At 58.2% G+C, this 12,691-nt stretch carries 10 protein-coding genes; 3 read left to right on the forward strand and 7 right to left on the reverse strand.

Annotated features, from left to right (window positions below; all coding sequences use genetic code 11):
• Positions 1–33: 33 nt before the first annotated feature.
• Genes AB9K37_RS17780 through AB9K37_RS17790 form a run of 3 tightly spaced genes read left to right on the forward strand, consistent with a single transcriptional unit; the run spans position 34 to position 2,927 of the window.
• Positions 34–1,254 (forward strand): NAD-dependent epimerase/dehydratase family protein, encoded by a 1,221-nt coding sequence (locus tag AB9K37_RS17780; protein WP_369841247.1) that lies wholly within the window; start codon positions 34–36, stop codon positions 1,252–1,254.
• Positions 1,255–1,256: 2 nt separating this feature from the next.
• The gene (locus tag AB9K37_RS17785) at positions 1,257–2,090 is read left to right on the forward strand and encodes a glycosyltransferase (protein ID WP_369841249.1); all 834 of its coding nucleotides are present in this window, start codon (positions 1,257–1,259) and stop codon (positions 2,088–2,090) included.
• Complete coding sequence (locus tag AB9K37_RS17790) at positions 2,091–2,927, forward strand: NAD-dependent epimerase/dehydratase family protein (protein WP_369841252.1); 837 nt, start codon at positions 2,091–2,093, stop codon at positions 2,925–2,927. It begins immediately after the preceding gene.
• Between the two features lie 31 nt (positions 2,928–2,958).
• Here the strand turns inward: AB9K37_RS17790 and hflX are convergent, their stop codons facing one another.
• The 7 genes from hflX to AB9K37_RS17825 form a co-directional block, all read right to left on the reverse strand.
• Positions 2,959–4,233, reverse strand: a complete 1,275-nt coding sequence (hflX, locus tag AB9K37_RS17795) for a GTPase HflX (RefSeq protein ID WP_369841255.1) — start codon at positions 4,231–4,233, stop codon at positions 2,959–2,961.
• Complete coding sequence (hfq, locus tag AB9K37_RS17800; protein ID WP_072706490.1) at positions 4,230–4,469, reverse strand: RNA chaperone Hfq; 240 nt, start codon at positions 4,467–4,469, stop codon at positions 4,230–4,232. The genes hflX and hfq overlap by 4 nt, the downstream gene beginning before the upstream one ends.
• Positions 4,470–4,597: 128 nt before the next feature.
• Complete coding sequence (locus AB9K37_RS17805; RefSeq protein WP_369841259.1) at positions 4,598–6,052, reverse strand: TrkH family potassium uptake protein; 1,455 nt, start codon at positions 6,050–6,052, stop codon at positions 4,598–4,600.
• Positions 6,053–6,120: 68 nt separating this feature from the next.
• Complete coding sequence (trkA, locus tag AB9K37_RS17810; protein ID WP_369841262.1) at positions 6,121–7,497, reverse strand: Trk system potassium transporter TrkA; 1,377 nt, start codon at positions 7,495–7,497, stop codon at positions 6,121–6,123.
• Between the two features lie 70 nt (positions 7,498–7,567).
• Entirely contained in the window at positions 7,568–8,962 is a 1,395-nt protein-coding gene (locus AB9K37_RS17815; protein WP_369841264.1) for a sigma-54-dependent transcriptional regulator, read from the reverse strand.
• Between the two features lies 1 nt (position 8,963).
• On the reverse strand, positions 8,964–11,108 hold the full coding sequence (locus tag AB9K37_RS17820; RefSeq protein ID WP_369841481.1) for an ATP-binding protein: 2,145 nt from the start codon (positions 11,106–11,108) through the stop codon (positions 8,964–8,966).
• A 215-nt stretch (positions 11,109–11,323) separates the two neighbouring features.
• Complete coding sequence (locus tag AB9K37_RS17825; RefSeq protein ID WP_369841267.1) at positions 11,324–12,688, reverse strand: response regulator; 1,365 nt, start codon at positions 12,686–12,688, stop codon at positions 11,324–11,326.
• Positions 12,689–12,691 lie beyond the last annotated feature (3 nt).

Raw genomic sequence — 12,691 nt, forward strand, 5'->3', positions numbered from 1 at the left:
TCATTCCGATGATTACGTCCGAAAGAGGTTTACATGAAGATCGCGGTTCTTGGCGGAGATGGCTTTGTAGGTTGGCCCACTGTGTTGCACCTGTCCGATTTGGGGCATGAGGTCCACATTATCGACAACCTCTCGCGCCGCTGGATCGACACCGAATTGGGCGTCCAATCGCTGACCCCCATGGACTCGATTCAGGAGCGTTGCCGCATCTGGAAAGAAGTCAGTGGCAAAACCCTGAACTTCCACCTGCTGGATCTGGCCCAAGAATACGAGCGCCTGAAAGCGTGGCTGGTCGAGAACAAGCCCGACGCAATCATCCACTTTGCCGAACAGCGTGCCGCGCCTTATTCGATGAAGACCGACCGCCACAAGGTCTACACGGTCAACAACAATGTAAGTGCGACCCATAACCTATTGGCAGCCGTCGTAGAATCCGGCATCGACCCGCATATTGTGCACCTCGGAACTATGGGCGTTTATGGCTATTCCAGCGTTGGCGCGGCCATCCCAGAGGGGTATCTAGACGTCGAGATCGAGAACCTTGAGGGCGAGAAAAAGGGTCTTGAGATCCTGTATCCCACCAAGCCCGGGTCGGTCTACCATATGACCAAGTCCCTCGATCAGATCTTGTTCCAGTTCTACGCGCAGAACGATGGCTTGCGGATCACTGATCTGCATCAGGGTATCGTTTGGGGCACCCACACCGAGCAAACCCGCCGCGACGAACAGCTGATCAACCGCTTTGACTATGACGGTGATTATGGCACCGTTCTTAACCGCTTCTTGATCCAAGCGGCGATTGGTTATCCGCTGACCGTCCACGGCACCGGTGGTCAGACCCGCGCGTTCATCCACATTCAGGACTCGGTGCGCTGTATCGAACTGGCACTGTCGGACGCCCCTGAACGCGGTGATCGGGTCAAGATTTTCAATCAGATGACAGAGACGCACCGCGTCCGAGATCTGGCTGCGCTGATCTCCAGGCTCACCGGCGCAGAGGTCATGAACCTGCCCAACCCGCGCAAAGAGGCGCCCGAGAACGACCTGATCGTAAAAAACGACCAGTTCCTTGCGCTGGGTCTGAACCCAACCACTTTGGAAGATGGTCTGCTGGCCGAAGTCGTCGAAGTGGCCAAAAAGTACGCCCACAGGATCGACCGCAGCCGCGTTCCTGCGGTTTCAGCATGGACCAAGGATATTGCGGCGACGGTCAATCACGACCCCGAAGGCAAAGCGCTTAAATCGGTCGGCTAAGAATGGACGGACTGACTGCCTCGCGCCCTGCCCGCGCGCAAACGGCGTTCGTGACACTGGTCACCAATGCAGACTACGCCATGGGCGCGACCGCCTTGGTGCAATCGCTGATCTGGACCGGCACCAAGGCTGATCTGGTCGTCATGTACACCGGCGGGGTCGCGTCAAGCGACCTCGAACCACTTGAACGTCTGGGGGCGCGACTGATCGAGGTCGCGCTGCTCCCCACATCCGATGCGTTCAACGAACGCCACGCACGCAAGAACCTGCATGGCGCGGCACCTTTTACCAAAGGCGAAAAGCCCAGCTTCCACACGCCGCTCGACAATTTTGCCAAGCTGCGTTTGTGGCAGATGACGGACTACACCTCGGTCGTTTTTCTGGATGCAGACACGCTGGTGCTGCGGAATATCGACACCCTGTTCGACTATCCACAGTTCTGTGCCGCGCCCAATGTATATGAAAGTCTGGCTGATTTTCACCGCATGAACAGTGGTGTGTTTACCGCGCGCCCGTCAGTCGCAACATTCGACTCGATGCTTGCGGAATTGGACCAGCCAGAGGTCTTTTGGCGCCGTACGGACCAGACATTTCTGGAACACTACTTTCCCAATTGGCACGGTTTACCAGTGACTTACAACATGCTCCAATATGTGTGGTTTAATATGCCGCAACTCTGGAGCTGGTCATCGGTGAAGGTGTTGCATTACCAGTATGAAAAGCCCTGGCAGGACCCGCACCCCAAGGCCGACCAATTGGCGCCGCTCATCACTCTGTGGCGGCAGTATCTGGACGGCAAGGCGGCGCCTGACCTGGATGTGTTGGAGAACCCTTGAATGAAAATTGCTGTCACCGGCGCTTCTGGATACCTTGGTCACTTTGTCATGAACGGCCTCAAGCGCGCGGGACACGATATAACGGCACTCAGCCGGCAGCCCTGTGCCTCTCATGATCATGTCGAGTATCAACTCGGCGATGCGCCTGACATCGCGGGCATGGATGCTGTCATTCACTGTGCATTCAGCCATGTCCCGGGCAAGTACCGCGGCGGCGAAGGTGACGATCCCGAAGGGTTCCGGATGCTGAACGTGGACGGGTCAATCACCCTGTTCAAGGCAGCAAAGGCCCAAGGGGTGAACCGATTTATTTTCCTGTCTTCTCGCGCAGTCTATGGCTCTGAGCACGACGGGGTGTTGCACGAAGATTCGAAGTGCGCCCCCGATACGCTGTATGGACAAGTGAAATTCGAGGCCGAGGCAGCTTTGTTCGCGCTGGCTGATGCAGGGTTCCACCCCACAAGCCTAAGAGCGACGGGGATCTACGGGTCGGCTTATCCGCAAGGCTGGCATAAATGGCGCGGTCTGTTCGAAGAGTTCGAGAACGGCGCAGACCTGCCCCCACGCCAAGGAACAGAAGTTCACGGCGATGACATGGCGGAGGCGATCAACTTGATCCTAAAAACAAAAGCGCCACCCCAGATCGCTAACCTCTCTGACATTTTGCTGGATCGCCGCGATCTACTGTCGGAATACGCGACCCTGCGCGGCGCAAATCGACCTCTGCCAGACGCTGCGAGCGATACGCCAAATGTCATGTCTTGCGAGGTTCTCAAATCCTTGGGCTGGCAACCGAGCGGACGCGCCGGGTTGACCAAATTCCTCCAGAACCTGTGACCCAAAGAAGAAGCGCCCTGCAGGGCGCTCTTTAGATTTCTCGGAACCGCTTGGCGTCTTTGGCGCTCCAACGGACTTCGATGTCATATCCATTGTCGGTCTGGGTTTCCTCGATCACGACGCCACGCTGAAAGAGCCATGCCCGTTCCTTGCCCTGAGCAAAAGTCAGGGAAATCACCTCTTCCCAACGCCCGCCTTCGAGCCGCTCAGAGACCAGCTCCAGCAAACGATCCATCCCGGTGCCCTCGAGCGCGGATAGGACCATTACATCATCCAAGCGTTCTGCCATATTTTCGAGCGTCACGCGGCGTTCATCGTCCACGCGGTCGATTTTGTTCCAAACCTCGATCATCGGCGTCGAATCGTTCACGCCAAGCGTGTCCAGAATCTCGTGCACGTCTGCAGCCTGTTCCGCTGTTTCTTCGTGGCTGATGTCCCGCACATGCAGGATCAGGTGGGCACTCAGAACCTCTTCGAGAGTCGCACGAAAGGCCGCCACGAGTTCCGTCGGCAGATCACTAATGAAACCCACGGTATCGGATAGAATGACCTCGGGGCCGTCAGGCAGCTTGACCCCGCGCATCGTCGGGTCGAGCGTGGCAAAGAGCATATCCTTGGCCAAGACATCTGCACCCGTCAGTCGGTTGAACAGGGTCGACTTGCCCGCGTTGGTGTAGCCCACCAGCGCAACGATCGGGAACGGCACTTTGGCACGGGCGGCGCGGTGCAGGTTGCGGGTCTTAACGACCTTTTCCAACTGCCGGCGCAGGCGCACAAGTTGCTCGTCGATGGCACGGCGGTCGGCCTCGATCTGGGTTTCACCCGGGCCACCGACAAAGCCTAATCCGCCCCGCTGACGTTCAAGGTGGGTCCACGCCCGCACCAGTCGCGTCCGTTGATAGGACAGCGCCGCCATCTCGACCTGAAGCACACCTTCGCGGGTGGCCGCGCGATCAGAAAAGATCTCAAGGATGAGCCCCGTACGGTCCAACACCTTGCATTTCCACTCTTTTTCAAGATTGCGCTGCTGGATCGGGCTCACCGGGCCATCGATCAGCACCAGCTCGGCTTCCATCTCGTGGATTTGCTCTTTCAGCTCTTGGATCTTGCCAGAGCCGAACAACATCCCCGGATGCGGACGCGGCAGACGCACAACAGATGACCCCACCACCTCTAGGTGCGGCAGGGCTGCGGCCAGAGAAACGGCCTCTTCCAGGGCGGGACCTGCGTCGCGCCGTTGACTATCGCTCCGGATGTCGGGATGCAGAACTAACGCGCGGGTTAGCTCGGTCTTTGTTTCGGTCAATTGTCGCCGTCACCGTCATAAAGGTTCAGCGGTTGCGCCGGCATAATCGTCGAAATCGCATGCTTGTACACAAGCTGGGATTGGCCATCGCGGCGCAGAAGAACACAGAAATTATCGAACCAGGTGATAACACCCTGAAGTTTGACACCATTGATCAAAAAAATCGTGACCGGTATCTTGGTCTTCCGGACGTGATTAAGAAATGCGTCCTGCAGGTTTTGCTTATCGGAAGCCATTGTATTTTTGCCTTTATTCTTGCCATTGCCTCAAGGGAGTGCCCCTGCTGCCAATGCAGTATGAAGACGGAAATTCCGAGTTTCCAGCCCGAATTTGCCCGCCGCCCCCGAAATTTGACAAAGATGTCTCAGTTTCGCCAGAAATTTGGGTTGAACACCGCGATAAGTGCAAGCGCTTCTAACCGGCCCAGAACCATCGCAAAACACAAGATCAGCTTCGCACCGCCCCCCAGTGACGCATAGCTAAAACCCGCTTCGGTTGCCGAATGGGCAAGAGGACCGGTGGTCGACAGGCCCGCGACAGCGAGCACCATTGCGTCTTCGAAGGTGACACCGACCGCAGTGAGCATCGCCATGATCGCTGCAATCGAGAGCGCAAACAGCATGAAGAACAGCCATGCCAGATAGGCCCCGCGCTGGTGGATACGCCGTCCCGGTCCCCCGATGGCACGCACCGAAGATGGGTGCACCAGCTTCTCCATCTCGCGCAGGCCATGCATGTACAGGGTATAAACGCGCAGAAGCTTGACCCCGCCTGTGGTGGTCGCAACACCCCCGCCGATGATCGCCAGACCGATGAGAACCACGCCAGCCGCGGGCAAACCAGACCAGCCGCGTGCGGCTTCCCAGTGGACAGACTCGTAGCCGGTGGTCGTCAAAAACGACATCACCGTAAACATTCCCCCCCAGAACGCGTTGATCCCCTCGTACCAGTTGTCTTGCTCGTTCACCTCGATCGCGCCGATCCAGTGGCGCAAGAACAGGATCGAAGGCACGATCACGACCAACAAAAGACCGACCTTGAACTCTGGATTCACCAGGATGCGCTCTGGTTGGATCAACATCTCTCTCGAGAATGCCAAGCGGGTGATCGCAGGCAACAGCAAGAGGAAGATCATCACTTCGCCCACCACCCCGCTCGAGCTATTCTCGGTTCCGGTGATCGGAGAAATTCCAGAGGTCGCAAGCGTGCCCATGGCATGGCATAATGCGACAAGCGGCCGGTCGCCTGCGATCAACAGCATAACCCAGAGCGCCAAGGTGAGCGCGGCGTAGAGCGGTGCCAACGTGCTGGTCGCCTGCCAAACGCGGCCTGCTTGGGACTTACGCCCCATGCCGCGATGGATGATGGATTGATCGCTATGCAAGGTGCCCGTGCCGGTAATCTCGAACCCACCCAAGTTCATCGGCGCGAGCGTCGCTGTGGCCACCACCCAGATCAGAAGCCCCCCAAGCCATCCGACAATTGCGCGCCATAGATGCAGACTGGGGGCGATTGCCTCGGACTGATCAAAGAGCGTCGCACCTGTAGTCGTGAAACTCGACACCATCTCGAAGTACGCATTCAGAAAGCCCGTAGTGCGGCTCGCCTCTTGGAACGGGATTGCGAGGATAACGGGCAAGAAAACATAGGAGACAACCAACGTCAAAAGCTGGTCCCGCTGGCTGAAGGCTTGGCTCCGACCCGAGATCGCAATGCCTATGAACGTGCTGATCACAAAGACCAGCAGCCCTGCGTAAAAGAAGGTGCGCGCGACGTGGTAATCCTCGGCCACCAGCGCGTGGGCAGCAGGCACAAACATGGCCAGCCCTGCAATCAAGCATAGGTGCAAAAGAAGCGGAAGGTGTGAGAGCGCGCGCAGCATATGGCTTAGAAGTAGTCGATCGAGACTTGCAGTAAGCGCTCGACTTCGGAGACGTCTTTTGTCAGGGCAAAGAGCGCGACGATATCACCTTCTTCGATCACCGTTGCCCCACGGGGCCGAATGTACTTGTCGCCTCGGATGACACCACCCAGCAAAACGCCTTCGGGGAAGTCGATGTCGCGAACAGGATTTCCTGACAATGGGCTGGTCGACAGAACCTGCGCTTCGATCACCTCTGCCTCGGCATCTCCAATCGAATAGACGTTCCGCACGCGGCCGTGGCGGATGTGACGCAGGATCGAGCTGACCGTGGTGGCCCGCGGATTGATGAAAGCGTCAATCCCCAGCGGTTCGATCATCGGCAGCAGCGTTGGATCGTTAATGAGTGCAATCGACATGGGACACCCCAAAGACTTCGCACGGGTCGCCGCCAGCATGTTGGTCTTGTCGTCGTCTGTGACGCACAGCACCGCATCCGCGCGCTGGATATTGGCCTCTTGCAGGATCTCCGCATCCAGACCGTCACCGTGCAAAACAATCGTGCGCTCGAGTGCGTCAGCTGCTTTCTCCGCAACTTTACGGTTCTTTTCGATGACCTTTAGGCGCACACGGTTCTTCTGGCTTTCCAGCTCTTTGGCCACGGCCAGACCGACATTCCCTCCACCAACCAGCACCACGCGCTCTTGTTTGCGGGGCTTCTTGCCAAAGATCTCCATGCAGCGGTTCACATCGTCTTCGCAGGTAAACACGTAGATCTGGTCACCGGCAAAAATCTGATCGCCAGCCTCGGGCGCATAGAGAGAGCCTTCGCGCCGTATGCCCACCACCGTCGCCCGCAGGGTCGAAAACAGATCGGTCAGCTGCCGCAGCGGCGTATTCAGCACAGGGCAATCTTCGTCGGTGACAATCCCCAAGAGCCGTGCGCGGCCATCGAAAAACACTTCGGTGTCAAAGGTTTCTGGCGCAGACAATCGCTGGAGCGCTGCTGCTGCCACTTCGCGTTCAGGGCTGATCACCACATCAATGGGCAGATGTTCACGGCGATACAGATCCGAGTAGATTGCAGTCAGGTAGCTTTGCGCCCGCAGACGCGCGATCTTGCGCGGGATGTCAAAGACAGAGTGCGCCACCTGACAGGTGACCATGTTCACCTCGTCCGAATAGGTCGCGGCGATAATCATGTCCGCGTCCCGCGCCCCTGCCCGTTCCAGCACGTCTGGATAGCTGGCAAACCCCGCAATCCCTTGAACATCAAGCGAATCCGTCGCGCGGCGTACCAATTCTGGATTGCTGTCCACCACCGTCACATCATTCAGCTCACTGGACAGGTGACGGGCAATTTGCCAACCGACCTGACCTGCCCCGCAGATGATCACTTTCATTGCCGCAAGCCTCCTGCTCTTAGGCTTTTTCCTTGGCAGGTTGTCGCAGGCGCGTCAATCGGGGCCTCGATCACTCTTCTTCGCCCTCGCCGTTTTTGGTCGTCCCTTTGGCTCCGATGCCCAGAGACTTCAGTTTTCTGTGCAGTGCGCTGCGTTCCATCCCGACAAACTGCGCCGTGCGGCTGATGTTTCCGCCAAATCGGTTGATCTGGGTCAGCAAATATTCACGTTCAAAGGCTTCGCGGGCCTCGCGGAGCGGCAGCGCCGCCAAGGCACCGGACAGGACCACGCGATCCCCGCCGCCCGTATCAGGGCTGTCAGAACCAGAGACTTCGGCCGCACTAATGGGCCCATCCCCGTCGCCCAAGATCAGGACACGCTCGATCAAGTTGCGCAGCTGCCGAACGTTTCCAGGCCAAATATGAGATTGCAGAACAGCGATGGCCTCATCGCTAAGCGTCCGCTTCGGCAAACCCTGCTGGCTGTTCAATTCCTCGATGAAATAGGACACCAGCAAGGGTAAATCCTCGCGGCGTTCAGACAGCGCAGGCACAGCAACGGGCACCACATTCAGACGGTGATACAGTTCTTCGCGGAACCGACCTCCGGCAATCTCGCTCTTCAGATCGCGACCCGTCGAAGAGATCACACGTAAATCGACGCGCACTTTATCTGTCCCGCCGACCCGCTGGAATGTTTGATCCACCAACACGCGCAGCATCTTGGACTGGGTGCCCAAGGGCATGTCGGCCACTTCGTCCAGATACAGCACGCCGCCGTCTGCTTGCTCGAGCATCCCCTTTTCCACACCACGCTCGCCGCTTTCGCGCCCGAACAGGACTGTTTCCATCTGGTCCGGTTGGATCGATGCACAGCTCACAGTCACAAAAGGCGCCGTCGCACGGTTCGAATTTTGATGAATGTAGCGTGCAGCGACCTCTTTCCCGCTGCCCGCAGGTCCGGTCAACAAAACCCGCCCGTTCGAACGTGTGACCTTGTCAAGCTGACCCACCAGCCCGCGGAACGCTGCGCTCTCGCCAACCATCACCAGAGGCTTCTGATCGACCCGCTTCAGGCTTTGGTTTTCGCGGCGCAATAGGCTGGTTTCCATCGCACGGCGGATCACCACCAGCAACTGGTCGATGTTAAAGGGCTTTTCAATGAAATCGTAGGCGCCCTGCTTGATTGCCGCGACCGCGATCTCGATATTCCCGTGCCCTGAGATGATCACCACCGGAATGCCCGGATTATCGCGCTTGACGACCTTCAGAATATCGATGCCATCCATCTGGCTGTCCTTCAGCCAGATATCGAGGATCATCAACGCAGGCGGCGCAGAGTTCAGCTGCTGCATGCATTCATCTGACGAACCGGCGAGACGCACGGCATAGCCCTCATCCTCGAGAATATCTCCGATCAACTCGCGGATATCGCGCTCGTCATCTACGATAAGAATGTCGCTCATCTTATTCAGAAGCCTCGTTTTTTTGTGGTTTTCCTTCCTCCAGCGGCAGCACAATTTCGGCGCGCGCGCCGCGATGTGCTCCGGGAGAGAAGGCAGCAGCGTCTTCCAGGCTCAGAAGTCCGCCGTGTTCCTCGATAATTTTCTTCACGATAGGGAGGCCCAGGCCGGTGCCCTTGTCGCGGGTGGTCACATAGGGTTCAAACAAGCGCGCACGATCCTCGGGCAATCCGATGCCGTTGTCGGAAATCGTGATACGTGCGCGCGCGCCATCGCATTTCATCGCGACCCTGATCTCGGGGGAAAAGTCGCAGTCATCGCCCTTTTCCAATCTAGATTCAATGGCTTCTCCGGCATTCTTGATCAAGTTGATCAGTGCCTGAGAAATCATCGTCTCGTCGAGCAAAGACGTTACGGGGTCTGCCGGGATACTCGTTTTGAATTTAACATCTGCCTGGCCTACGTCCTGCAGCACCACGGCATCGCGTAGGATTTTGGTCAAATCAACGGGCCTGCGCTGGGGCTGCGGCATACGGGCAAACTTCGAGAACTCGTCGACAATGCGGCGCAAATCCTCGGTTTGGCGAACGATAACGTCGGTCAGTTGCTCCAGCTTGTCCACATCCTCGCCTGCGGCCTTTGCGAACTTGCGCCGGATGCGCTCGGCGGACAGGCGGATCGGCGTGAGCGGGTTCTTGATCTCGTGGGCAATACGGCGCGCCACATCCCCCCATGCCGCCATCCGCTGCGCCGAGACCAGATCGCTCACGTCGTCAAATGCAAGCACGTAGCCTTCGAGCAGCTCCTCGTGGTTCATCCGCGCCGACATCCGTACCAAAAGCGTTTCAGTGCGGCCGTCACGGGTCAAACGGACCTGTTCTTGGACACTGTCGCTGGGATCTTCGCTCAGACGTTTGAACACCGGCAAGAACTCTGGCGCGATGAGCCCCATGGGCTGCCCTTCCTCGTCGCCCTCCAGTCCCAACAAAGCCACCGCGGACCGGTTCGCCAAGGTGATCTTGCCATCGGTATCCAGCGCCACCACCGCAGAGGTGACCGAGCTGAGGATCGAGTCAAACAGTCGGCGCCGACGCTCGATTTGGTCGGTGTTGTCCAGCAATGTATCCCGCTGGACCTTCAGTTGCCGCGTCATCTGGTTAAAGTAGCGGCCAAGCATGGCGATCTCGTCATCGCCCTTTTCCTCGCGCACCTGAATGTTCAGATCCCCAGAGCCCACGCGCTGCGCAGCGCCGGCAAGCCGCCCGATCGGGCGCGCCAATCGCTCTGCGAAATACAAGCCCAACCAGATCGCAGCGAGGATGAGGATCAACGCGAATCCAAGGTACAAAAGCCCGAATTCGAACAGAAGCCGCCCGCGATCATTCTCTAGCTGTTGGTAGAGCTTTACCGTTTGTTGTGTGTCATCCAACAGCCGCAAGATATCCCCATCTACTTGGCGGCTCACATATAGGAAGCGGTCGATAAACCCGGGCAAATCAACCAGCGCACGGAACTCGTCCCGATCCCAGTCTTTGATGACCTCAATCCCGTTGTCTCGCGCGGACTGAATTTGCTCGACCGACGGCATTTCATAGTTGAACAGATACGATCCCTCGCCGCGGGCTTTGATCTCTCCGCTCGAATTGATGACAAAGGCTTCGGTCAACCCGCGCTGAATCTTGCTTTGACCCTCGGCCAGAAAACGGCGAACATCGCCGTCGGTCAGATAGCCCGCAACGCGGCGGTTTACCTCGAGGTAACTGGCCAGAACCCGCGCATCTTCGGACAAATCCTGACGATGCTCTTGTTCGTAAGCCTGAGCCGCTGCGAGCGAGGTTCCCAAAACCCGTTGAACGCGATCGGAAAACCATCCCTCGAGGCCAAAATTCACTGTGAGCGTCGCGAAAACCGCAACGCAGACCGTGGGCACCAGCGCCAGCATCACAAAAACACCGGTCAGTCGCAGGTGCAAACGCGATCCCGCAGAGCGGGCGCGCCGCGCCGCGATCATCTGGGCCACACGCCCCAACACGAGCGCAGCCACCAGCAGCACGTAGACAAAATCAGCAAGAAGAATGCCGCGCAGATGCGCAGAAGACATCCCTTGGTCCAAGGGACCCAGTACAAGAAACGTCGCCAAAGCAAGCATCGGCCCGAGGATCACCAACCCGAGCGTCGCAATGTTCTGGAACTTTCGTTGGGCCCGCAACCGATTGATGCGGTCCCAAGTCAGAGAGCGGCCAAGCCGCTGTGCCCCTGTTGCCACGGGTCTACCTCTAGTGATGGGGGCCAAAACGGCCACCGACGCAATATCGTGGTAGGATGACCGGGGTGCGCCCCAAAAGCCATCCTACTGTTGCGTATTTACATCAACTTGCGGCGCCGTGTCACCTGAATATCGAGATCTGTGATCTTTTTCCTGAGGGTATTTCGGTTAATTCCCAGTAGATCCGCGCATTTGGCCTGATTTCCACCGGTTGCATCGAGGGCGATTTCGATCAGGGGCAGCTCTATCTCGTGCAAGATTCGCTGATAAAGCCCGGGAGGCGGCAACACGCCGCCATGGAGATCGAAATACCGACGCAGATGGCGCGCGACCGAAGCCGAGAGCTTCTCTTGGGGGGCGCCACTCACCATCGGTTCGATGCTGGGCTGATTGCCGAGCACAGATTCAACCTCGGTCTGGGTAATGCTGGGTTCGCGAGAGGTGACCACCAGACGCTTCATTGCATTTTCCAGCTGGCGGACGTTGCCCGGCCAACTATAGGCGCGCACCATTTTCTCTGCTTCATCAGACAATTGGCGTGCGGGGGCGCCCTCTTGCTCGGACTTCATGAGGAAGTGCGCGGCCAGCAGCGGGATGTCATCCACACGCTCGCGCAAAGCGGGAACCTGAATCGAGACACCGCCAAGACGATAGAACAGATCCTGACGGAACTCGCCGCCCTCCATCCTGTTGGTCAGATCGGTCTGGCTGGTCGCCATAATCCGTGGCGCGTTGTCGGTCAGGCTATCGAGCATCCGGACCACGCGGGCCTGCGCCTCGGCGCTCAGATCACCGACCTCGTCGAACAAAAGCGAGCCGCCGCGCGCTTTGGCCAGCGCCTGAGCCGGACCCTCCAACGTTTCCAGATCGTTGGAATTCACGGTCACGAACGGCAGCGTGCGGCGATCACTGAAGTCGTGAATAGCCTTCGCGATCAGAGACTTACCGGACCCACTTTCCCCAGAAATCAGGACCGGAAGTTCGGTGTTCATGACCCGCGCAACCAGACGATAGAGCGCCTGCATCGCGGGGGTACGCCCCACCAAGGGCAACTCGTCGGGACGCTCTGGCTCTTCGGTGGCCCGAGGTGTGCTGCGGGCGCTGCTTTCCAGTGCGCGCGCGGTGCGCTTCATCAGGTCGGGCAGATCGAACGGCTTGGGCAGGTAGTCATAGGCCTTGGCCTCAGCGGCCTGAATGGCGGTCATGATGGTATTCTGGGCCGAGATCACGATAACAGGCAGGTTCGGACGCTCTTCGCCAATCTTCGGCAGCATCTCCAGACCATTGCCGTCCGGCATCATCACGTCGCTGATCACCACGTCGCCCTTGCCCTCGCTGACCCAACGCATCAGCGTGGTCAACGAACTGGTCGCGTGGACTTTGCAGCCTGCGCGGGTCAAGGCTTGGGTCAACACCGTGCGAATGGTGCGATCATCATCTGCGACCAATACAGTTCCGTCCATAAC

The sequence above is a fragment of the Donghicola sp. XS_ASV15 genome, assembly GCF_041224595.1.
Lineage (GTDB): Bacteria > Pseudomonadota > Alphaproteobacteria > Rhodobacterales > Rhodobacteraceae > Donghicola.

Excerpts from the sequence above, each read along its gene's own strand:
- AB9K37_RS17790 (WP_369841252.1), top strand. The coding sequence starts at position 2,091 with ATGAAAATTGCTGTCACCGGCGCTTCTGGATACCTTGGTCACTTTGTC.
- AB9K37_RS17825 (WP_369841267.1), bottom strand. The coding sequence starts at position 12,688 with ATGGACGGAACTGTATTGGTCGCAGATGATGATCGCACCATTCGCACG.
- AB9K37_RS17820 (WP_369841481.1), bottom strand. The coding sequence starts at position 11,108 with ATGCTTGCTTTGGCGACGTTTCTTGTACTGGGTCCCTTGGACCAAGGG.
- hfq (WP_072706490.1), bottom strand. The coding sequence starts at position 4,469 with ATGGCTTCCGATAAGCAAAACCTGCAGGACGCATTTCTTAATCACGTC.
- AB9K37_RS17785 (WP_369841249.1), top strand. The coding sequence starts at position 1,257 with ATGGACGGACTGACTGCCTCGCGCCCTGCCCGCGCGCAAACGGCGTTC.
- AB9K37_RS17815 (WP_369841264.1), bottom strand. The coding sequence starts at position 8,962 with ATGAGCGACATTCTTATCGTAGATGACGAGCGCGATATCCGCGAGTTG.
- AB9K37_RS17780 (WP_369841247.1), top strand. The coding sequence starts at position 34 with ATGAAGATCGCGGTTCTTGGCGGAGATGGCTTTGTAGGTTGGCCCACT.
- AB9K37_RS17805 (WP_369841259.1), bottom strand. The coding sequence starts at position 6,052 with ATGTTTGTGCCTGCTGCCCACGCGCTGGTGGCCGAGGATTACCACGTC.
- trkA (WP_369841262.1), bottom strand. The coding sequence starts at position 7,497 with ATGAAAGTGATCATCTGCGGGGCAGGTCAGGTCGGTTGGCAAATTGCC.